This window comes from Streptomyces chattanoogensis (assembly GCF_001294335.1).
In the GTDB taxonomy this organism is placed as follows: domain Bacteria; phylum Actinomycetota; class Actinomycetes; order Streptomycetales; family Streptomycetaceae; genus Streptomyces; species Streptomyces chattanoogensis.
This window is the reverse complement of sequence record NZ_LGKG01000001.1, coordinates 640,977-661,188: the sequence shown is the minus strand read 5'-3', so window position 1 is coordinate 661,188 and position 20,212 is coordinate 640,977. Positions and strand designations below refer to the sequence as shown.

The window sequence follows — 20,212 nt, the reverse complement described above, 5'->3', positions numbered from 1 at the left end:
GGGACGGCGGGGCCTGGCGTGGTTCAGACCTTGGGCTGCTGCTGGGTGATGCAGTGGATACCGCCACCCGCTGCGAAGATCGTACGTGCGTCCACCAGGGTCACGGTCCGGCCCGGGAAGAGCCCACGGAAGATCGCGGCCGCTTCCTCGTCCCGCGGGTCGTCGAAGGCGCAGAGCACGATGCCGTCGTTGCACTGCAGGTGGTTGATGTAGGAGTAGTCGACGAGCTCGCCGTCCTCCTCGATGACGGTGGGGGCCGGGATCTCGACGACCTCCAGCTGACGGCCCTTGGCGTCGGTGGAGGCGCGCAGCAGCTTGACGATCTCGTTGCAGATCGCGTGGTCGGGGTGGTCCGGGTTGGGCTGGGTGTGGACCATGACGACGCCGGGGCGGGCGAAGGCGGCGACGATGTCGACATGGCCACGGGTGCCGAACTGACCGTAGTCGGCGGCGAGGCCGCGCGGCAGCCAGATCGCCTTGGTGGTGCCCAGGTGGGCGTGGATCTCGGCCTCGACCTCTTCCTGGGTGCGGCCGGGGTTACGGCCCGGGTCGAGCTGCACGGTCTCGGTGAGCAGGACGGTGCCCTCGCCGTCGACGTGGATGCCGCCGCCCTCGTTGACCAGGCCGGTGGCGTAGCGGCGGGCGCCGGCCAGGGCCGCGACCTGCTCGGCTATCTTCTCGTCCTTGTCCCATCGGGCCCATTCCTGGGCGCCCCAGCCGTTGAAGACCCAGTCGGCGGCGGCGAGGTTGCCCTTGCCGTCGGTGAGGAAGGTGGGGCCGATGTCGCGCATCCAGGCGTCGTTCAACTCCCGCTCGACCAGCTCGATGCCGTCGCCGAGCAGGGCGCGGGCGCCCTCCAGCTGGCCGGGTCCGGCCACGACGGTGACCGGCTCGTACCGGCGGACCGCGCGGGCGACGGCGGCCCATGCCTGACGGGCCTCGGCCAGCGTCTCGCCGCCCTCCTCACCGAAGGTGAAGTTGGGGCCGGGCCAGGCCATCCAGGTGCGCTCGTGGGGTGCCCACTCGGGGGGCATGGCGAAGCCGTCGGCGACGGGAGTGTTCATGGGGTTCCTCGTGATGAACGGAGCGGGACGAACGGGGCGGACGGGCGGCTACGGGGTGGCTGCCGGTCCGTTCAAAGGAAGTAGAGGCGCGACAGCGACACCGTGTCGGCCGGGTCGGAGCGCATCGGGTCGCCGTCGAGGGTGACCAGACCGCTGCTGCCGTCCACCTGGACCTGTCCGACGCGGGAGTTGTGGACGAGGTCGGCGGGGCCGATGCCGCGGGTGCCGCGGACGGCGACGCGCCGGCGGCGGGTGGGCATACCGTCGTTGCCCTGCGCGGCCGCGGCGCCGGCGACGAAGGCGACGGAGATCTCGGCGGGGGTGGCGCCGTGCGCGCCGAACTGCGGGCCGAGCACCAGCGGTTCGCAGGTGTCGGTGGCGGCGTTGGGGTCGCCGGTGACGCCGTAGGCGGGGAAGCCGGACTTCAGCACCAGCTGGGGTTTCGCACCGAAGTACTGCGGGGTCCACAGGACGATGTCGGCCATCTTGCCGACCTCGATCGACCCGATCTCGTGCGAGAGGCCGTGGGCGATGGCGGGGTTGATGGTGAGCTTGGCGACGTAGCGCAGGACCCGGGCGTTGTCGTCGTGGGCGCCGTCGCCCTCCATGGGGCCCAGCTCGGCCTTCATCTTTCCGGCCATCGCGAAGGTGCGGCGTACGGTCTCGCCCGCGCGGCCCATGCCCTGGGCGTCGGAGGAGGTGATGCCGATCGCCCCGAGGTCGTGCAGCACGTCCTCGGCGCCCATCGTGCCGGCCCGGATGCGGTCGCGGGCCATGGCGGCGTCGCCCGGCAGGTCCGTCTTCAGGTCGTGAACCGAGACGATCATGCCGTAGTGCTCGGCGACCGCGTCCCGCCCGAAGGGGAGGGTGGGGTTGGTGGAGGAGCCGATGACGTTGGGGACACCGGCCATCTTCAGGACGTTGGGGACGTGTCCGCCGCCGCAGCCCTCGATGTGGAAGGCGTGGATGGTGCGGCCGTCCAGGACGCGCAGGGTGTCCTCGACGGAGAGGCATTCGTTCAGGCCGTCGCTGTGCAGCGCGACCTGGACGTCGTGGTCCTCGGCGACGCGCAGCGCGGTGTCCAGGGCGCGGGCGTGCGCGCCCATGTCCTCGTGCACCTTGAAGCCCAGGGCGCCGCCCTCGGCCAGCGCCTCGACGAGGGGTGCCTCGCCGGAGGAGGAGCCGCGGCCCAGGAAGCCGATGTTGACCGGCCAGGCGTCGAAGGCGCCGAAGGCATGGCCCAGCGCCCAGGGGGAGTTGACGCCGACGCCCCAGACGGGGCCGAATTCCTGGCCGATGATCGTCGTCACGCCGGAGGCCAGGGAGGCTTCCATGACGCGCGGGGACAGCAGGTGGACGTGGGTGTCGACGGCGCCGGCGGTGGCGATCATGCCCTCGCCGGAGACGATGGACGTGCCGGTGCCGACGACGACCTCGACATCCTCGAGGGTGTCGGGGTTGCCGGCCCGGCCGATCGCGTGGATACGGCCCTCGCGGATGCCGATGGACGTCTTGCGGATGCCCTGGACCGCGTCGATCACCAGGACGTTGCTGATCACCACATCGCAGGTCTCGCGCAGCGAGGCGGCCTTGAGGTGCAGTCCGTCGCGGGCGGTCTTGCCGAAGCCGGCCAGGAACTCGTCGCCGTGCTTCTGGGAGTCGGACTCGACCCGGACGACCAGGCCCGAGTCTCCGAGGACGACCCGGTCACCGGCCCGCGGGCCGTGCACCGATGCGTACTCGTGCGGGTCGATGCTGCTGCTCACGCCTGCTCCTCCGCTCCCAGGTAGCCGCACGCGGCGGCGCGCCGCAGTGCCTCGGTCTTCGCCCCCGGTGCGTCCAGCGGGCCGTCGACCAGACCGGCGAAGCCGATCGCGATCCGGCCGCCGCCGATCGGGACCAGCCCGACCTCATGGGTGCCGCCCGGGTCGAACCGCTCGGACGAGCCGGCCGGGACGCACAGCCGCATGCCGTAGGCCGCCGCGCGGTCGAAGTCCAGCCGCGGGTTGGCCTCGAAGAAGTGGAAGTGGGAGGTGACGCTGATCGGCACACTCGCGGTGTTGTGCACGGTCAGCGTCACCGCGGGCACCGGCTCGGGGTCGGCCGGACCGGGCAGTACGGCGCCGGGCGCGGCGGCCGCGGCGGCCGTGGCGGGGTGGTCGGCGACGCCGATCGGGTCGCTGACCACCGCGAGGCGGGAGCCGTCGTCGAAGACGGCCTCGACCATCACGTCGCCGATCACCTCGGCCACGCCCGGCAGCACATCGTCGGGGCCCAGCACGCTGCGGCCCGCCTCGATGGCCTGAGCGAGGCGGCGCCCGTCCCGCGCCGCCTCGCAGACTGTGTCCGCGATCAACGCGGTCGCCTCGGGCACATTCAGTCTCAGCCCGCGGGAGCGGCGCGAGCGCGCCAGCTGTGCCGCGTTGAAGAGCAGCAGCCGGTCGCGTTCCGTGGGGGTCAGCCGCATCCCGTCGCACCTCCAGCTCGGTGACGTCAGTCTCGAAGACTTGATTAGAGCACCACTCTAACTCCGAAAAAGTCAATCGGAAAGCATTGACCTGGGGCATCTTCATGAGTCACATTGAGCGCCGCTCTAAAAGTTCGATGCACAGCGAGACGAATAGAGCGTCGCTCTAAAGATGATCACAGTGATCGTCGCGAGCCCACCAGGAAAAACACACCAGATATCGCCCGACCCCCACCGGGCGATCGCCGCTCATGGAGCCCTGCGCACAGCAGCCACCGAGCACCGAAATCACACTGTTCCGGCCTCTCAGGGGAGCCCTCATGCCGATTGAACAACGCGGAGTCGACACGATCCCGGACGAGGAGCGCACCAGCGGTCCCCGCGACCTCATCTCCATCCTGCTCGGGTCGAACCTCGCCCTCGGCGTGGTCATCTTCGGCTGGCTACCGGTCTCCTTCGGCCTGGACTTCTGGGGCTCGGTCTCCTCCCTGGTGGCGGGCACCCTGGTCGGTGCAGTGCTGACCGCCCCGCTCGCACTGGTCTCCCTGCGCAGCGCGACCAACCTCTCCACCAGCAGCGGCGCCTTCTTCGGCGTACGCGGCCGGCTCATCGGCTCGGTCATCGGCCTGCTGCTCTCGCTCGGCTACACCGCGCTGACCCTCTGGGTCGGCGGCGATGCGATGGTCGGCTGTCTGCACCGCCTCATCGGGCTCCCGACCGGTGGTGCGACCTACGCCCTCGTCTACGCGCTGCTGGCCGGCGCCACCGCCGTCGGCGCGGTGTACGGCTACAAGGTGCTGCTGCGGATGAGCAAGGTGCTCTCCGTCGGACTGACGGCGCTGCTCGCGATCGGTGTGATCGCGTATCTGCCGCACTTCACCACCGCGCCGGTGCACGGCGTGTCCTACGCGATGGGCGGCTACTGGCAGACCTGGCTGCTGTCCGCGGTCTCCGCCGGTCTGAGCGGCCCGATCGCCTTCATCACCCTGCTGGGCGACTACAGCCGCTACATCTCCCCCCGCCGCCACAGCTCGAAGAAGGTCTTCACGGCCACCTACCTCGGCCTGGCCGTCGGGCTGCTGGTGCCGCAGCTCTTCGGCACCTTCAGCGCCCTCGCGGTCGGTGCGGGCAACGACTACGCGGGACCGCTGGTCGCCGGCGCGCCGTTCTGGTACCTGGCGCTGCTGCTGCTCAACGCCTCGGCCGGCTCCGTCGGCAACTCCGGTCTGATGCTCTACAGCATGGGCCTGGACCTGGACGCGATCCTGCCGAAGGCCACCCGTACCCAGGCCACCTATGTCGTCGCCGCGCTCTCCACGGCGCTGGTCTATGCCGGTCACTTCCTGTGGGAGGCGCAGGACGCGATGACGTCCTTCGTCCTGCTGATGACCGCCATCGGTACCCCGTGGGCGGTCATCACCGTGATCGGCTTCGTGCGCTGCCGCGGTACGTACGACGCGGACTCCCTGCAGGTCTACAACCGCGGCACGGTCGGCGGGGTGTACTGGTTCAGGGCGGGCTGGAACGTCCAGGCCACCGTCGCCTGGGTGCTGGGCTCCGTGGTCGGCGTGCTGGGGGTGAACACGTCCTTCTACCAGGGCCCGCTGCTGACCTGGACCGGCGGTATCGACGTCAGCTTCCTGCTCGCCGCCGCCACGGCCGCGCTCGCGTACGTCGCCCTCAACGCCCGGCAGCCGCGCCCGGTCCCGGCGCTCCGCCCCGCCGCGGCGGGCGCCCCCGCCGAGGCACCCGCGGAGGTCGGCTGACCCGGCGGGTGCACGACCGAGGCCGCCCCCGACGCGCTGTCGGGGGCGGCCTCGGTGGTGTACGGGCCGGGTCAGCCGAGGGGGTGCATCCAGCCGTGCCGGTCCTCGGCGACGCCCCGCTGGATGTCGAGGAGCGCCTCGCGCAGCTTCAGCGTGACCTTGCCGGGCTCGCCGTTGGACTGGGTCCACTCGCCACCGGCGCTCTTGACCGTACCGACCGGGGTGATCACGGCGGCCGTACCGCAGGCGAAGACCTCGGTGAGCGTGCCGTTCTCCGTGTCGGTCCGCCACTGGTCGATGGAGACCCGGGCCTCCTCCGCCTCGTGGCCCAGGTCGCGGGCGACGGACAGCAGGGAGTCACGGGTGACACCGGCGAGCAGCGAGCCGGTCAGCGTGGGGGTGACGATCTTGTCGCCGTAGACGAAGTAGAGGTTCATCCCGCCGAGCTCCTCGACCCACTTGTGCTCCACGGCGTCGAGGTAGGCGACCTGGTCACAGCCGTGCACCGCGGCCTCGGCCTGGGCGAGCAGCGACGCGGCGTAGTTGCCGCCGGTCTTGGCGTCGCCCATGCCGCCGGGGACGGCGCGCACCCGGTTCTCGGACAGCCAGATGGAGACCGGCTTGACGCCGCCGGCGAAGTAGGCGCCGGCCGGCGAGGCGATCACGACGAAGAGGTACTCGTTGGCGGGCTTCACGCCCAGGCCGACCTCGGTCGCGATCATGAACGGGCGCAGATAGAGCGACTCCTCGCCGCCGTGCGCGGGCACCCAGTCCTTGTCCTGCTGGACGAGCACGTCACAGGCCTCGATGAAGGTCTCGACGGGCAGCTCCGGCATGGCCAGACGCCGCGCGGAGGCCTGGAAGCGCCGGGCGTTGGCGTCGGGACGGAAGGTGGCGACGGAGCCGTCGGGCTGGCGGTAGGCCTTGAGCCCCTCGAAGATCTCCTGCGCGTAGTGCAGGACGTTGGTCGCCGGGTCGAGGGAGAGCGGCCCGTACGGCACGAGCTCGCCGTCGTGCCAGCCGCGGCCTTCGGTCCACTTGATCGTCACCATGTGGTCGGTGAAGTAGCGGCCGAAGCCGGGGCCGGCCAGGATCCGCTCCCGCTCCGTGGCGGACAGCGGGTGCGAGGAGGGCTTGAGCTCGATCGTGGGCGTCGTCATGTATGCGTGTCCTTCACTGCGTGGTCCGCACCGGTGCGGTTGGCGGCGGCCGCGTACGACGGTTCTTGACGTACCGGTCGTTACTGGGACGTCCGAGTTTCCTCGCGGACGGCGGCCCCAGGTCCGATTATCGCTCGTGGGTGTCCGCCGCCGTCCGGGTGTACGCGGTCTCCGGGTCCGATGGTCGCATCCAACCCGGCGGTAGCACAGGGCGGGAGGTCAGGTGGGATGCGGCCGGGGATACCGGAATACGGACAGCGCCGGGACCCTCTCGGGGCCCGGCGCTGTCGGTGGGTGCTGCTGAGTGCGCTGCCCGGGCCTCAGCCCGCTACTCGCGCGGCGAGGGCGTCGCCGATCTCGTCGGTGGTACGGGCACTGCCGTCGCGGGCCTCCAGGTCGGCGGCCACCGCCTCCTCGATACGGACCGCCTCGGTCTCGTAGCCGAGGTGGCGCAGCAGCAGGGAGACGGACAGGATCGTCGCCGTCGGGTCGGCCTTGCCGGTGCCCGCGATGTCCGGCGCGGAGCCGTGCACCGGCTCGAACATCGAGGGGAACTCGCCGCTGGGGTTGATGTTCCCGGAGGCGGCCAGGCCGATGCCGCCGGTGACGGCCGCGGCGAGGTCAGTGAGGATGTCGCCGAAGAGGTTGTCGGTGACGATCACGTCGAAGCGCTCGGGCTGGGTGACGAAGAAGATCGTCGCGGCGTCGACATGCAGATAGTCGGTGGTGACCTCGGGGTACTCCTGGCCGACCTTGTCGAAGATGTTCTTCCACATGTGGCCCGCGTAGACCAGGACGTTGTTCTTGTGAACCAGCGTCAGCTTCTTGCGGGGGCGGGCGTTGGCGCGCTCGTAGGCGTCGCGGACCACGCGCTCCACGCCGTAGGCGGTGTTGACGCTGACCTCGGTGGCGACCTCGGCCGGGGTGCCGGTGCGCAGCGAGCCGCCGTTGCCGGTGTACGGGCCCTCGGTGCCCTCGCGGACCACGACGAAGTCGATGTCGGGGCGCCCGGCGAGCGGGGTCGAGGTGTTCGGGAACAGCTTGCTCGGACGCAGGTTGACGTAGTGGTCGAAGGCGAAGCGGAGCTTGAGCAGCAGCCCGCGCTCCAGGACGCCGGAGGGTACGGACGGGTCGCCGATCGCGCCGAGCAGGAGGGCGTCGTGCTGCTTGAGCGACTCCAGCTCCGCGTCGGGGAGCGTGTCGCCGGTCTCGTGCCAGCGCTTGGCCCCGAGGTCGTACTCCTGGGTTTCCAGCTTGACGTCCTGCGGGAGGACCGAGGTCAGGACCTTCAGGCCCTGGGCCACGACTTCCTGGCCGATACCGTCACCGGGGATCACTGCGAGGCGAATGCTGCGAGACATGCCTGGACCCTACTCTCCGTCCCATTGATTGACACGTAACGTCCGTCATACGGACACCGCGCACGAGCGCCGCCATACGGGCACCGTCGTCCGGGCGCAGTCGCACGGGCACGGCCGTACGGACACATGCCATGTGCATGGGGAGCCGGTCAACTGCCGTTCACCCGTACGTCCCACTGTGGACGGCTCGCGCTGCGAAATTCAACGGTATGACTGGACGTTCCCGGGGGACCGGCCCCCTGCCCTCGCACCTCCCGCGCGTCGGGATACCCGAGCAGCTCGCGGCCCGGATGAGCATGCCCGAACAGCACGAATATCTCCGGACGAAGCTGACCCGGCGCGGCCTGCTGCGCACCTCGGCGGCCACCGCGGGGGTGGTCGCGGGCTCCGGTCTGCTGGCCGGTTCGGCCCAGGCCGTCTCCCCCGCACTCTCCCCCACCCTGCTGTCCTCGACGGCGACAGCCACGGTGGACGGTTCGCTGGTGGCCCCCTTCGGCCGGCACCTCTCCTTCGGCGCGGATCCCCGGACCCAGATGCGGGTGGCGTGGCAGGTGCCGTTCGCGGTCCGGCGGCCGTATCTGCGGGTGGGCCTCAAGCCCTGGGACCTGGGGCGCAAGATCGAGGCCGAGGTACGCGCTCTGCACACCCCCGCACTGTCCTCGAAGCTGCCGGCCGTGGACCAGTACTACCTGCATGCGGCGCTCGACGGCCTGCGCCCCGGCACCACCTACTACTACGGCGTCGGCCATGACGGCTTCGACCCGGCCGGCCCGCGCCACTTCTCCACCCTCGGCACCTTCCGCACGGCCCCGGCCCGCGCCGAGAAGTTCGTCTTCACCGCCTTCGGCGACCAGGGCGTCAGCTATGACGCGCTCGCCAACGACCAGCTGATCCTGGGTCAGAATCCGGCGTTCCATCTGCACGCGGGCGATATCTGCTACGCGGACTCCGACGGCCAGGGCTCCGACCACGACACCTATGACGCACGGGTGTGGGACCAGTTCCTGGCGCAGACCGAGTCGGTGGCCAAGTCCGTGCCGTGGATGGTGACGACCGGCAACCACGACATGGAGGCGTGGTACTCCCCCAACGGCTACGGCGGCCAGAACGCCCGCTGGACGCTGCCCGGCAACGGCCCGGACGCCGAGAACGCCCCCGGCGTCTACTCCTTCACCTATGCCAATGTCGCGGTCGTCGCCCTGGACGCCAACGACGTCTCGTACGAGATCCCGGCCAACCAGGACTACACCGGCGGCAAGCAGACCCGCTGGCTGGACCGCCGCCTGGGTGAACTGCGCGCCACGGACGGGATCGACTTCATCGTCGTCTTCTTCCACCACTGCGCCTTCTCCACCACCAATGCGCATGCCTCGGACGGCGGGGTCCGCGATGCCTGGCTGCCGCTCTTCGAGAAGCACCAGGTGGATCTGGTGGTCAACGGCCACAACCACATCTACGAGCGCACCGACGCCCTCAAGGGCGGCCGGGTCAGCAAGAAGATGCCGATCGGTGAGCGGGTGGACTCCTCGCGCGAGGGCATCGTGTACGTCACCGCGGGCGGCGCAGGCAAGAAGCTCTATGACTTCCCCGTGCCGGACAGCTACGAGGGCCACGTCAAGGACCTCGACGAGGTGAAGACCTACCACTGGACCAAGGACCGCACCAAGGCCGTGGACACCGTGGAGTGGTCGCGGGTGCGCTACACCGGCTTCTCGTTCATCGCGGTCGAGGTGGAGCCGGGGCACCGCCCCCGGATGAAGGTCACCGCGCTCGCCGAGACGGGTGAGCGGGTGGACCACTTCGAGGTGACGCGCCAGGTGACGCGCTAGGTCACGCACCAGGGCAGGCCGTTGCCCCGGGCGCGCCGTGGGGGGTGCGCCCGGGGCATCAGTGCCCGGTGGCGCCGCCGTTGTCGCGGCGGTCGAGCGCGCGCTGGAGGGCGGCCGCGGCATTGCGGCGGTCGGTTTCGCTGGTGGTGCGGACGGAGTGGCGGGTCCTGCGGACGGCGGTCTCGGCCATGATTCACGTCTCCAATGCCAAAGCCCCGAGAACACGAGGGGTGCGTCGATGCAGACACGGCCGGAAGGGGCGGGGGCCGCGGCGCGGCAGGGGTCACCTGCACCGGCGCACCGGGCCGCATCCGCCACGCTCGATGGAGCGTTACGTTCGGCTTCTACAAAGCTAGGCCAGCTCGGCCGTGATGTCTGCACAATTACTTGGCCTTCCTACTATCTGAGACGGACGCCACGCCGCGGCCCTGCGCCATGGCTCTGGGGTGAGGGGTACTCAGCCACCCGTTGGGCCGTTTGAGTACCGCATGAGTGCCGTACATGAGTACGAACACCGTCCCGCGGCCGGTGGTTGCACGGCGAGAGTGGCCCCATGAACGGCCTGTACGCACTCAAGCCCTGGTACGCGGCCCGGCTCGGCGGAATCCGCGGCGCGCTGGCCCGCCGGGAGGTCTCGCCCGACGCGCTGACCGCCGCCGGCGTCCTCGCCGCGGCCGGCGCCGCCGCGGCCCTCGCCTGGCTGCCGGCCCCGCTCGCCGCCCTCCCGGTCACGGCCCTGCTGGCGGCCCGGCTCGCCTTCGCCAACCTCGACGGCGCGCTGGCCCGCGACACCGGCCGCTGCACCCGGCGCGGCGCCGTCCTCAACGAACTCGGCGACCGCGCCGCCGACCTTCTGGTCATCGCCGGATTTCTGACGCTCGCCCCGCTGTGGCTGGTGGCGGTCGCCGCGCTGGCCGCGACGCTGCCGTCCTGGGTGGCGCTGGCGGGCGCGGCGGCCGGGGCGCCGCGCCGGAACGGCGGCCCGGTCGGCAAGACGGAGCGCTGTCTGCTCGCGGCGGTGGCCGCCGCGACGGGGTGGGCGGTGCCGGTGCTGATCGTGCTGGCGGCCGGCTCCGCCCTGACGGGGGCGCTCCGACTGGCGTGGCTCTGGCGGGAGTTGGGCACCGCGGACGCTTCGGAGGCCGGGCGATGAGCGCCCTCGTGGGTCCCCTGGGGGGTGCCGCGGGCGGTCTGCTCCTGACCGGCGGCGAGGCCGTCGGCCGGGTCGCGCCGGTGGTCGGCGGGGTGCTGGGGCTGGGCGGCGTGGCCGTCGCCGCGCTGCCCTCCCGGGTGCGGATGCGCCGCGAACTGCGCCGCCGCTGGCGCACCTGGGCGCTGGCCGCCCCCGTCTTCCTGGGCTCGCTGTTCTTCGGCGAGGCGGGCGCGGCGGTGCTGGCGGCGGGCCTCGGCCTGATCGCCGTCGGCGAATACGTACGGATGGCCCCCGGCGGCACGGCGGGCGCCGAGCGGTATGTCCTCGCCGCCGCGGCCGTCGTCCTGCCGCTGCTCGGCTGGCTGCGCCCGCAGTGGCTGGACGCCCGGCTCATGGCGGTGCTGCTGCTCGCCGCCGCCCTGCCCGCGCTCCTCTCCGGCGACCACACGACGGGCGCGGCCCGCGCCGCCCGCACCCTCTTCGGCCTGCTGTGGATCCCGGCCGCCCTCACCGGCCTCGTCCTGCTCGGCGGCACCGCCGTCGCGGTCGGCGTCGCGGTGGCGCTCGGCGACGTGGGCGCCTGGTGCGGAGGTACGGCACTGGGCCGCCGGGGCGCCCTGGCCCGCCCGCTCTCCCCGCTCTCCCCCAACAAGACCTGGGCCGGGGTGCTCGGCGCGGCGGTCGCGACGGCCGCTGCGCTGGCCGCCGTCGGCGCGTTCACGCCGCTCCTGTGGGGCGCCGTGCTGACCGGCTGCGTCCTCGGCGACCTCCTCGAATCCATGGTCAAGCGGGAGGCCGGGGTGAAGGACGCCGGAAGCTGGCTGCCGGGGTTCGGCGGGCTGCTGGACCGTATCGACTCGCTGCTGGTGGCGGTGCCGCTGGCGATGGTGGTGACGCTGTGAGAACCGCTCGTGAATGCCGTACCGCCGCGCGGGCCGCCGTCCGTGGCGGCGCCCGGACGCGCCCTGGGGGCCGACGGGACCGGACCGCCCGCCGGCGCCCCGTCCCGTACGCCCGCCGCCGCGCCCGCCGCCCCCTCCTCAGCCGGCGCTCCCGCCGGCCGCATCGCCCCCGCCTCCTCGGCGGCAGCCACCCCGCCCGCCGGCTCCGTCCCGTCGCCCGGCTCCCCCGGGTGGCGGTCCCGTCCACCACCGCCGCCTGGATGCGCCGCGCCCTGTGGACCGTCGTCCTCACCCTCACCGGCGGCATCTCCCGCCACGGCCAACTCCCCCGTGGCGGCTGTGTGGTCGTCGCCAACCACTCCTCGCACGCGGACACCGCGGCCCTGCTCGCCGCCCTCGACGCCCGGCACGCCCCGCTGATCGGCGCGGCCGCCGACTACTGGTTCGCCACCCCCTGGCGCCGCCGCGTCTGCCGCCGGCTCGCCGCGGGCTTTCCCGTACGGCGCACCGGCGGCGGCCTCGACGACCTGCTGGACACGGCCGGGGCGCTGCGGGCCGGGCGCGCCGTGGTCCTCTTCCCCGAGGGCACCCGCGGCCGTGACGGCGAGGTCGGCGACTTCCGCCGGGGCGCCCTGCTCCTGGCCGAACGGGCCGGCGTCCCGGTCGTCCCGGTGGGCCTCGCGGGCACCGACCGCCTCCTCCCCAAGCACGGCAAGCTCCGCCGCACCCAGGTGCGCGTCCACATCGGCGCGCCCCTGTACGGCCCCGTCGCCCCGTCCCACGCCCGCGACGCCGTCCAGTCCCTCACTGACCGCGCGGCGGCCTCGGACACACCCGACTCCCGGCTCCGTCGCCGCGCCGCCGCCGTCATCGCCTCCCGCTGGGGCCTCCCGCTCGCCTTCGTCTGGGCGTTCGCCGAGGCGCTGAGCTGGCCGCTGATGCCCGAGCTCTTCCTCGCCGCCGCCTGCGTGGCCGCACCCCGCGCCGGTCTCCGCCTCTCCCTCGCCGCCCTGGCCGGCAGCCTCGCCGGCGGCCTCCTCGCCCTCCAACTCGCCGCCTCCGGCGCCCACTTGCCCGCCCCGCTCACCACGGACCGGATGCGCGCCGAGGTCACCCGCCAGTTCGCCGCCGAAGGTGCCGCGGCCGTGCGCCATCAGCCCTGGGACGGCATCCCGTTCAAGGTGTACGCGGCGGAGGCGGGCCGCGCGCACGTCCCCGCCACCGACTGGCTCCTGGCCTCGGCCCGCGCCCGCGGCTCGCGCACCCTGACGGTCGGGCTCGCCTTCGCCGCCCTGGGGGCCCTGGCCCGGCCGTGGCGGCGGCGGTATGCGGGGTATCTCGTGCTGCTGGGGGGTGGGTTCTCTGTGGGGCTGGGGCTGATCGTTATGGGTTGGAGCTGATCGTCATACGACCGGGTGAAAGGCAGGGGTTTCGCAGGCCTGTGGCATATGGCGGCTCTAGCTTGGCGGCGTCGCTTGTGCCATCCGGCCAAGCCCGCCCACACTTGAGGAGGAGGTGCTGCACCATGACCGCTCTCGCATACGAGGCGCCGGAGGCCGCGATGCCCGAACCTGACCGGGACGCGTACCTGTGGGAGACATGGAAAGCCTTGGAACTCCCCGAGGGCCTTCACGCCGAGATCATCGAGGGGTCCATCGAGGTGTCGCCCACAGGTCGCTATTCGCACGGCCAGATCGCCAACCTGCTGCGGGACAAGCTGGTGGTATTCCTCGCAGACAGTGAATACGTCGCACGCCAGGACATGAACGTCGTCCACGAGCGCAAGGTCTGGATCCCCGACCTTTTCATCACGCTCGATGGCGCCGATGAGCACATGACCGACGATGGCATCGGCGTCAAGGCATCTGCCGTACCCCTGATCGTTGAAGTCGTCTCACCCGGTAACGACGACAAGCTGCGCGACCGCGTCCGCAAGCGCTGCGCCTACGCCCGCGCCGGCATCCCCGTCTACGTCATCATCGACGACTACGACGACCACGGCCACGTCACCGTGCTCACCTCTCCCTCCCCCGAGGAAGCGAACTACGGCGACTCGATGCGGCGGCCGTACGGCAAGGACGTTGCCGTACCTGAAGGCCCCGCCAAGGGTTTCGTCATCGGCGAGTCCATCACCGGCCCGCCCCGCAACGCCCGCTGACCCCGACAACAACGACGGCGGTCCGGCACCCCCCACGGGTGCCGGACCGCCGTCACGCACGCACGGGCATCAGCCCATGTGCGGGTACCGGTAGTCCGTCGGCGGCACCAGGGTCTCCTTGATGGACCGGGTGGACGTCCAGCGCATCAGGTTCTGCTTGGCGCCCGCCTTGTCGTTGGTGCCGGAGGCGCGGCCGCCGCCGAAGGGCTGCTGGCCGACGACGGCGCCGGTGGGCTTGTCGTTGATGTAGAAGTTGCCGGCCGCGAAGCGGAGCTTTTCGCAGGTGACGGCGGCCGCGGCGCGGTCCTGGGCGATGACGCAGCCGGTCAGGCCGTAGGCCGAGGCGGACTCCATCTGCTCCAGCATCTCGTCGTACTTCGCGTCGTCGTAGACGTAGACGCCGAGGATCGGGCCGAAGTACTCGTCCTTGAAGATCTCGTTCTCCGGGTCGGTGGAGACCAGGACCGTCGGGCGGACGAAGTAGCCCTCGCTGTCGTCGTACGTGCCGCCGGCCACGACCTCGATGGTCGGGTCGGCCTTGGCGCGGTCGATCGCGGCCTTGTTCTTGGCGAAGGAGCGGTCGTCGATGACGGCGCCCATGAAGTGCGACAGGTCACGGACGTCGCCCATGGTGAGGGAGTCGACCTCGGCGGCGAACTCCTCCTTGAAGCCGGCGTTCCAGAGGGAGGCCGGGACGTACGCGCGGGAGGCCGCGGAACACTTCTGGCCCTGGAACTCGAAGGCGCCACGGGTCATGGCCGTCTTGAGGACCGCGCGGTCGGCGCTCGGGTGGGCGACGATGAAGTCCTTGCCGCCGGTCTCGCCGACGAGCCGCGGGTAGGTCTTGTAGTTCTCGATGTTGGTGCCGACCGTCTTCCACAGGTACTGGAAGGTCCGGGTGGAACCGGTGAAGTGGATGCCCGCCAGGTCGGGGTGGGTCAGGGCCACCTCGGAGACGTCCTTGCCGTCACCCGTGACGAGGTTGATGACGCCCTTGGGGAGGCCGGCCTCCTCCAGCAGCTGCATGAGGAGGACCGCGGCGAAGGTCTGGGTCGGGGAGGGCTTCCAGACGACGACGTTGCCCATGAGGGCGGGGGCGGTCGGGAGGTTGCCGGCGATCGCGGTGAAGTTGAACGGCGTGATCGCGTAGACGAAGCCTTCGAGGGGGCGGTGGTCCGAGCGGTTCCACACGCCGGGGGCGTTCGCCATCGGCTGCTCGGCGAGGATCTGGCGCGCGAAGTGCACATTGAAGCGCCAGAAGTCGATCAGCTCGCAGGGGGTGTCGATCTCGGCCTGCTGGGCGGTCTTGGACTGGCCGAGCATGGTGGCGGCGGCCATCGTCTCGCGCCAGGGGCCGGAGAGCAGGTCGGCGGCCTTGAGGATGATCGCGGCGCGGTCGTCGAAGGACATCGCGCGCCAGGCGGGGGCGGCGGCCAGCGCGGCGTCGACCGCGTCCTGGGCGTCCTGGACAGTGGCGTTGCCGAAGGTGCCCAGCCGGGCGGCGTGATTGTGGGGCTGAACGACGTCGAAGCGCTCGCCGCCACCCATCCGCCGCTCGCCGCCGATGGTCATCGGCAGCTCGATCGGGTTGTCGGCCAGCTCCTTGAGCTTGGCCTCCAGGCGGCTGCGCTCGGCGCTGCCGGGGGCGTAGGTGTGAACCGGCTCGTTGACCGGCACGGGGACCTGGGTCACAGCGTCCATGGCGGCGGTGTCTCCTTCGCTGTCGTTCGCGGTGGCGATCGTCGGTGGTGGTCGGCGGTGTGCGTACGGGTCGTACGGCGGTGTACGGGTGCGTACGGGGGTCAGAGGTGCGGCCCGGGGTTCCAGCATCCACCCGAACCGGCCGCTACGGGGGCAATCGGCGTGCGCCGTCAGCCCCGGGTGGCCAGTGCCCGCAAGAAGAACGCCAGGTTCGCCGGGCGCTCGGCGAGGCGGCGCATGAAGTAGCCGTACCAGTCGGTGCCGTACGGGATGTAGACCCGCATCCGGTGGCCCTCGGCGACCAGCCGCTGCTGCTCGGCCTCGCGGATGCCGTAGAGCATCTGGAATTCGAAGTCGGCGGGCTTACGGCCGTTGCGGTGCGCCAGCTCCTGGCCGATGGCGACCATCCGCGGGTCGTGCGAGCCGATCATGGGGTAGCCCTGGCCCGCCATCAGGATCTTCAGGCAGCGGACATACGCCTTGTCGACCTCTTGTTTGTCCTGGTAGGCGACGGTCGCGGGCTCCTTGTACGCGCCCTTGACCAGCCGCACCCGGGAGCCTTCCCCGGCGAGGGCGTGGCAGTCGTCCTCGGTGCGGAAGAGATAGGACTGCACCACCGCTCCCGTCTGGGGGAAGCGCTCGCGCAGCTCGCGGAGGATGGCGAGGGTGGAGTCGACGGTGGTGTGGTCCTCCATGTCGAGGGTCACCGTCGTCCCGGCCTCGGCGGCGGCCTCCACCACCGGGGTGACGTTCTTCAGCGCCAGCTCATGGCCGCCCGGCAGTGCCTGGCCGAAAGCAGACAGCTTCACGGACATCTCGGCCTTCACGCCGAGCCCCTGCTCCTTGAGCGCCCCGGCCAGCTGGAGGTAGGCGTCGCGGGTCCGCAGCGCCTCGGCCGGGTCGGTGATGTCCTCGCCCAGATGGTCCAGCGTGACCTCCAGGCCGCGCGCGGCCAGCGAACGTACGACCGTCATGGACTCGGCCAGCCGCTCACCTGCGATGAAGCGGTCCACCACAGGGCGGGTGACGGGAGCGGCCGCGACGATGCGGCGGATGCTGTCGCTGCGCGCGGCGGCGAGAAGCACGGGACCCAGCATGGGGGCACCTCCACAGTTCGGGATGACAAATGCCGGGCGGGCACCGGGGGGACGGCGCACAGCGGCAAGATGAGCCACCTGAAACTTAAGGATCGCGCCATCTTCCGGCCATCGACAGCTGTCACGCCTTCGTGGCCGGGATCTCAGACAGATGTATGAGAATGGTGGGTGAGTGACTGAGGTGACGGTGAAAGGGGCCGGGCGGCGGATGCGGCGCGATTACCAGCAGCTCGTGGACGAGATCTCGGCGGCGCTCGGCGCACCGGCGACGCTGGAGGACCGGGATTTCGGGCTGATCGCATTCGGCGCGCACGAGGGTGACGACGACGAGGTCATGGACCCGGTACGGACCCGGTCGATCCTGCAGCGCCGGTCGTCGGCGGCCGTACGGGCCTGGTTCGAGGCGTTCGGGATCGCACGGGCCAAGACGGCGCTGCGCATTCCGCCGGATCCGGCGGCCGGGGTCTTCCGCGGCCGGATCTGTCTGCCGGTGCGCCATCGCGGCATCGTGCACGGCTATGTCTGGCTGCTGGACGACGGGCATCTGAGCGACCTGGAGCTGGGCGGCAGGGGCGCGCCCCCGGACCCGCGGATCGCGCAGGCGATGGAGACCGCCGCCCGGATCGGCGCCCTGCTGGCCGAGGAGGCCCGCGCCGGGGCCGAACTGGGCGATCTGCTCCGGGAGTTGCTGACCTGTGAGCCGGGTGCGCGGCGGGCCGCGGAGGCCGCGCTGCACGATGCGCTGCGGGGCGCCCTGCGCTTCCCGCCGGGGTCGCCGCTCGCCCTGGTGGCGGTGCTGCCCTGGGACACACCGGACGCCGAGGGCGCGCCGCTGCCCAGCCTGCCGGGGCTGCTGGCGGCCTGTCCGCTGCCCGAGGGGAGCGAGGAGCCTCCGGCCCGGGCCACGCGGGTAATGGCCGCCCTCGTCCGGCTTCGCTCGCCGGGCTCGCTGGCCCCGGCCCATACGGTGGCCGAGCATCTGCTGCGGTCACCGCGCGCGGGCGCCGCACCGGCCGCGGGGGGCCGCACCCCCGCACCCCGCCCCCGCGCCGCCGGAATCGGCACCGGCACCACGGAGTTGGCCGATCTCCCGGCCGCCTGGCGGCAGGCCCTCGCCGCGGCCCGCGCGGCCCGCGCCGAGCCCCGGCTGGGCGCGGTCACCCAGTGGGACACCATCGGCGCCTACCGTCTGCTGACCGTGCTGCCCGCCACCGGCCCGGACCCGGCCGTCGAGGCGCTGCTGGCCCCCGCGCACACCGAACTCGCCCGCACCGCCGAGGCGTTCCTGGACTGCGCGGGCCAGGCCGGCCGCACCGCCCAGGCCCTGGGTATCCACCGCCAGACCCTCTATTACCGCCTGGGCCGGGTGGAGAAGCTGACCGGCCTCGACCTGGACGAGGGCGAGGACCGGCTGCTGCTGCACATGGCGCTCAAGGCGGCGCGGCTGTGAGTCCTGGGGGCTCTATCGGCTGAAGACGACGGCCCCGACCGGCATCGCCGGATTGCCGTAGCCGCGCAGCAGAAGGGTGAAGCCGTGCTCCGGCGCCCGGCCGGCGAGCTCGCCGTGTTCGATGCGCACACCGGCCGCTTCGAGGTCGGCGACGACCTCGCCGTAGGGACGGTCGAGCAGCTGTACGCCGCGGAACCACGCCTCGCCGGTCACCCCTGTGTACGTGATGACCAGCGAGGTCAGCCGGTCGTCGGCGTCGAAGAACAGCACCAGGCCGTGGTCGAAGTACCAGTCCATGGCCGCGCCGCCGTATTCCGGGACGCTCTGCTGGGCCGGTCCGAGCCGGGCGCCCAGTTCCTTGCGGTGAGCGCCGAGCCGTACGGCGCCAGTGCCCTGGCCGGAGACCAGCTCGTGCGCGGTGATCCGCTCGACCGGGTCCGCCTCCGTGTACGTGATCGGGTCGGCGACGAGAGAGCGGCGGAAGAGCCCGACGCAGTCCACGCGGTCGTCGTCGGACCCGGAGGGGGCGGTGAGGTTGAAGCCGGCGTCCGGGGCCTCGACGCCCGAGTCGTCCTCGATCAGGCGGACGCCCCGCGCCCGGAGGGCGGAGACGACCACGCCGTACGGGAGTCCCGTCAGCGGTACGTCCTCGTAGAAGACCGGCGCCGGGTCGAACGCCTCCAGGTAGACGAGGCGTTCCTCGTCGTCGAAGAAGCAGATCAGCCCGCCCTCGACGTAGTGGTCGCACAGCCCGGTGTTCCAGGGCGCCTTGCGGAAGGTCCGCACCTCCCCCAGCAGCTCGCCGAACGCCTCCGCCAGCCGGCCGGCGATCGCCGTGCGCTGGTCGCCGAGCCGCACCCCTTCGGGGACCAGCCCCATCAGTCCTTCGAAGGGCCGTACCTGCCAGCCGTACGCCTCGTCCCCCACCCCTACTCCTCCCCCGCCGGCTTCTCCGGCCCCAGCACCTCGCCCGCCGTCACCCGGCGCAGCGCCTCCGCCAGATCGCGGCCCGACGGCAGCGCCTCCGGCCGGATCAGCGACTGCACCATCAGGCCGGTGAGCAGGGCCTGGTAGAAGGAGCCGACCACCCGGGCCGACTCCGCGTCGACCTCGGTGTCCGGCACCCCTTCGAAGATCGCGACGAGTCCCTCGTTGCCCTCCGGCAGCACTTCCCCGATCGCCTCGCGCAGCCCGGCGTCACGCGGCAGCAGACCCAGCACCTCGACCTGCGCGGCGATGAACTCCCGTTCGCTGCCGATGCGCCCGAGGACCTGGTCCCAGACGGCGGCGAACCGCTCCAGCGGATCCGCGGTCCCGTCCGCGGCCGCGGGCACCTCGCCCACGCCTGCCCCCCACTCCTCGCTGGAGGCGATGACGGCCTGGCGCATCAGGGCGTCCTTGGAGCCGTAGTGGTATCCGATGGAGGCGAGGTTGGCGCCGGACGCGGCCACGATGTCGCGGGCCGTGGTGCGCGCGTACCCCTTTTCCAGCAGGCACCGTTTGGCGCCTTCCAGAAGATCTTCACGATGTCCCATGCCGGCAGCCTACCGCCGGGCCATACATCCGTACCAGACGGGTGTCTTATACGTACGTATGTCGACCGGTCGGCTACTGCTCGCCCGGCCGGGTCACGCCGTAGTGGCGGTAGAGCTCCAGCTCCTGGGAGGGATCGAGATGGCCGTTGGCGTCGATCCGCGGCGCGTTCTTGATCGCGTCCTTGGCGTACGGAACGTGCAGTTCGCCGCCCGCCCGCCGCGCCCCGGCGAGCGGCACGAAGGTCTCCTTCATGCCGAACAGCCCGGTGCGCACGGTGATCCACTCGGGGACGTTGGTGGCGTCGTCGCGGTAGACCTGCTGGACGGTGCCCACCTTGGCGCCCTGCACATCGATCACGGTCAGGCCGGTCAGATTCTGCTGGGTCTCGCCCTGCGGTGCGTTCATGGCGCTTCCTCTCCTTCCGTACGCGCCGGCGAGGGCACGCACAGTTCCCATTGCGCGCCGCGACGCCCCCGGCAGCGACCCGGGAGGGCGGGGAGTCACGGTTGCTACGCCGTTCGGGTGAAGGACGGAAGCGTCCGGGAAAAGGGCCAGGGCCCCGCCGAAG

At 71.8% G+C, this 20,212-nt stretch carries 17 protein-coding genes and 1 pseudogene; 7 read left to right on the top strand and 11 right to left on the bottom strand.

Features of this window, described 5'->3' with window-relative positions; genetic code table 11:
- Positions 1-23: 23 nt before the first annotated feature.
- The 3 genes from ADL29_RS02885 to ureA form a co-directional block, all read right to left on the bottom strand.
- Positions 24-1,064 (bottom strand): agmatine deiminase family protein, encoded by a 1,041-nt coding sequence (locus ADL29_RS02885; RefSeq protein WP_046925840.1) that lies wholly within the window; start codon positions 1,062-1,064, stop codon positions 24-26.
- A gap of 71 nt (positions 1,065-1,135) precedes the next feature.
- Entirely contained in the window at positions 1,136-2,830 is a 1,695-nt protein-coding gene (locus ADL29_RS02880; protein ID WP_107094867.1) for an urease subunit alpha, read from the bottom strand.
- Positions 2,827-3,531 (bottom strand): urease subunit gamma, encoded by a 705-nt coding sequence (gene ureA, locus ADL29_RS02875; protein ID WP_053922149.1) that lies wholly within the window; start codon positions 3,529-3,531, stop codon positions 2,827-2,829. Before ureA ends, ADL29_RS02880 begins: the two co-directional genes overlap by 4 nt.
- 320 nt (positions 3,532-3,851) lie before the next feature.
- On the opposite strand from ureA, the gene ADL29_RS02870 reads away from it, so the two are divergent.
- On the top strand, positions 3,852-5,297 hold the full coding sequence (locus ADL29_RS02870) for a cytosine permease (protein ID WP_053922148.1): 1,446 nt from the start codon (positions 3,852-3,854) through the stop codon (positions 5,295-5,297).
- A 71-nt stretch (positions 5,298-5,368) separates the two neighbouring features.
- On the opposite strand, the gene ADL29_RS02865 is transcribed toward ADL29_RS02870, so the two are convergent.
- Positions 5,369-6,457: a branched-chain amino acid aminotransferase gene (locus ADL29_RS02865; RefSeq protein WP_053922147.1), complete on the bottom strand. Its 1,089-nt coding sequence runs from the start codon at positions 6,455-6,457 to the stop codon at positions 5,369-5,371.
- A gap of 320 nt (positions 6,458-6,777) precedes the next feature.
- Entirely contained in the window at positions 6,778-7,818 is a 1,041-nt protein-coding gene (locus tag ADL29_RS02860) for a 3-isopropylmalate dehydrogenase (RefSeq protein ID WP_053922146.1), read from the bottom strand.
- Positions 7,819-8,027: 209 nt separating this feature from the next.
- Between ADL29_RS02860 and ADL29_RS02855 the strand changes: the two genes are divergently transcribed.
- Complete coding sequence (locus ADL29_RS02855; protein ID WP_245689103.1) at positions 8,028-9,647, top strand: fibronectin type III domain-containing protein; 1,620 nt, start codon at positions 8,028-8,030, stop codon at positions 9,645-9,647.
- 58 nt (positions 9,648-9,705) lie between these two features.
- On the opposite strand, the gene ADL29_RS45910 is transcribed toward ADL29_RS02855, so the two are convergent.
- The gene (locus tag ADL29_RS45910) at positions 9,706-9,837 is read right to left on the bottom strand and encodes a hypothetical protein (RefSeq protein WP_281181739.1); all 132 of its coding nucleotides are present in this window, start codon (positions 9,835-9,837) and stop codon (positions 9,706-9,708) included.
- A 363-nt stretch (positions 9,838-10,200) separates the two neighbouring features.
- On the opposite strand from ADL29_RS45910, the gene ADL29_RS02850 reads away from it, so the two are divergent.
- The 4 genes from ADL29_RS02850 to ADL29_RS02835 all read left to right on the top strand — a co-directional run bounded on the left by ADL29_RS02850 (position 10,201) and on the right by ADL29_RS02835 (position 13,860).
- Positions 10,201-10,800 (top strand): CDP-alcohol phosphatidyltransferase family protein, encoded by a 600-nt coding sequence (locus ADL29_RS02850; protein ID WP_053922144.1) that lies wholly within the window; start codon positions 10,201-10,203, stop codon positions 10,798-10,800.
- Positions 10,797-11,702 (top strand): phosphatidate cytidylyltransferase, encoded by a 906-nt coding sequence (locus ADL29_RS02845; RefSeq protein WP_053922143.1) that lies wholly within the window; start codon positions 10,797-10,799, stop codon positions 11,700-11,702. Before ADL29_RS02850 ends, ADL29_RS02845 begins: the two co-directional genes overlap by 4 nt.
- Before the next feature lie 230 nt (positions 11,703-11,932).
- Positions 11,933-13,102 carry a lysophospholipid acyltransferase family protein gene (locus ADL29_RS02840; RefSeq protein ID WP_053922142.1) on the top strand — a complete coding sequence of 390 codons (1,170 nt, stop codon included), beginning with the start codon at positions 11,933-11,935 and terminating at the stop codon, positions 13,100-13,102.
- A gap of 125 nt (positions 13,103-13,227) precedes the next feature.
- Positions 13,228-13,860, top strand: coding sequence for a Uma2 family endonuclease (locus tag ADL29_RS02835; protein ID WP_053922141.1), 633 nt, complete (start codon positions 13,228-13,230; stop codon positions 13,858-13,860).
- Positions 13,861-13,929: 69 nt separating this feature from the next.
- On the opposite strand, the gene pruA is transcribed toward ADL29_RS02835, so the two are convergent.
- On the bottom strand, positions 13,930-15,561 hold the full coding sequence (pruA, locus tag ADL29_RS02830; protein WP_053922140.1) for an L-glutamate gamma-semialdehyde dehydrogenase: 1,632 nt from the start codon (positions 15,559-15,561) through the stop codon (positions 13,930-13,932).
- A 170-nt stretch (positions 15,562-15,731) separates the two neighbouring features.
- Positions 15,732-16,658, bottom strand: coding sequence for a proline dehydrogenase family protein (locus ADL29_RS02825; RefSeq protein ID WP_046925851.1), 927 nt, complete (start codon positions 16,656-16,658; stop codon positions 15,732-15,734).
- 208 nt (positions 16,659-16,866) lie between these two features.
- Between ADL29_RS02825 and ADL29_RS02820 the strand changes: the two genes are divergently transcribed.
- Positions 16,867-18,108: a PucR family transcriptional regulator gene (locus ADL29_RS02820; protein WP_053922139.1), complete on the top strand. Its 1,242-nt coding sequence runs from the start codon at positions 16,867-16,869 to the stop codon at positions 18,106-18,108.
- A gap of 12 nt (positions 18,109-18,120) precedes the next feature.
- Here ADL29_RS02820 and ADL29_RS02815 read toward each other — a convergent pair whose 3' ends face one another.
- The 3 genes and pseudogenes from ADL29_RS02815 to ADL29_RS02805 form a co-directional block, all read right to left on the bottom strand.
- A complete protein-coding gene (locus ADL29_RS02815; RefSeq protein ID WP_053922138.1) occupies positions 18,121-19,035 on the bottom strand; it encodes a hypothetical protein in 915 nt (304 codons plus the stop codon).
- A gap of 2 nt (positions 19,036-19,037) precedes the next feature.
- Entirely contained in the window at positions 19,038-19,643 is a 606-nt protein-coding gene (locus tag ADL29_RS02810; protein ID WP_046925854.1) for a TetR/AcrR family transcriptional regulator, read from the bottom strand.
- A gap of 82 nt (positions 19,644-19,725) precedes the next feature.
- Positions 19,726-20,049 (bottom strand): annotated as a pseudogene (locus ADL29_RS02805) (PRC-barrel domain-containing protein); the annotation flags it as partial.
- Positions 20,050-20,212 lie beyond the last annotated feature (163 nt).

Coding starts and splice junctions, on each gene's coding strand:
- ADL29_RS02885 (WP_046925840.1), bottom strand. CDS start 1,064: ATGAACACTCCCGTCGCCGACGGCTTCGCCATGCCCCCCGAGTGGGCA.
- ureA (WP_053922149.1), bottom strand. CDS start 3,531: ATGCGGCTGACCCCCACGGAACGCGACCGGCTGCTGCTCTTCAACGCG.
- ADL29_RS02870 (WP_053922148.1), top strand. CDS start 3,852: ATGCCGATTGAACAACGCGGAGTCGACACGATCCCGGACGAGGAGCGC.
- ADL29_RS02865 (WP_053922147.1), bottom strand. CDS start 6,457: ATGACGACGCCCACGATCGAGCTCAAGCCCTCCTCGCACCCGCTGTCC.
- ADL29_RS02860 (WP_053922146.1), bottom strand. CDS start 7,818: ATGTCTCGCAGCATTCGCCTCGCAGTGATCCCCGGTGACGGTATCGGC.
- ADL29_RS02855 (WP_245689103.1), top strand. CDS start 8,028: ATGACTGGACGTTCCCGGGGGACCGGCCCCCTGCCCTCGCACCTCCCG.
- ADL29_RS45910 (WP_281181739.1), bottom strand. CDS start 9,837: ATGGCCGAGACCGCCGTCCGCAGGACCCGCCACTCCGTCCGCACCACC.
- ADL29_RS02850 (WP_053922144.1), top strand. CDS start 10,201: ATGAACGGCCTGTACGCACTCAAGCCCTGGTACGCGGCCCGGCTCGGC.
- ADL29_RS02845 (WP_053922143.1), top strand. CDS start 10,797: ATGAGCGCCCTCGTGGGTCCCCTGGGGGGTGCCGCGGGCGGTCTGCTC.
- ADL29_RS02835 (WP_053922141.1), top strand. CDS start 13,228: ATGACCGCTCTCGCATACGAGGCGCCGGAGGCCGCGATGCCCGAACCT.
- pruA (WP_053922140.1), bottom strand. CDS start 15,561: ATGGACGCTGTGACCCAGGTCCCCGTGCCGGTCAACGAGCCGGTTCAC.
- ADL29_RS02825 (WP_046925851.1), bottom strand. CDS start 16,658: ATGCTGGGTCCCGTGCTTCTCGCCGCCGCGCGCAGCGACAGCATCCGC.
- ADL29_RS02820 (WP_053922139.1), top strand. CDS start 16,867: ATGCGGCGCGATTACCAGCAGCTCGTGGACGAGATCTCGGCGGCGCTC.
- ADL29_RS02810 (WP_046925854.1), bottom strand. CDS start 19,643: ATGGGACATCGTGAAGATCTTCTGGAAGGCGCCAAACGGTGCCTGCTG.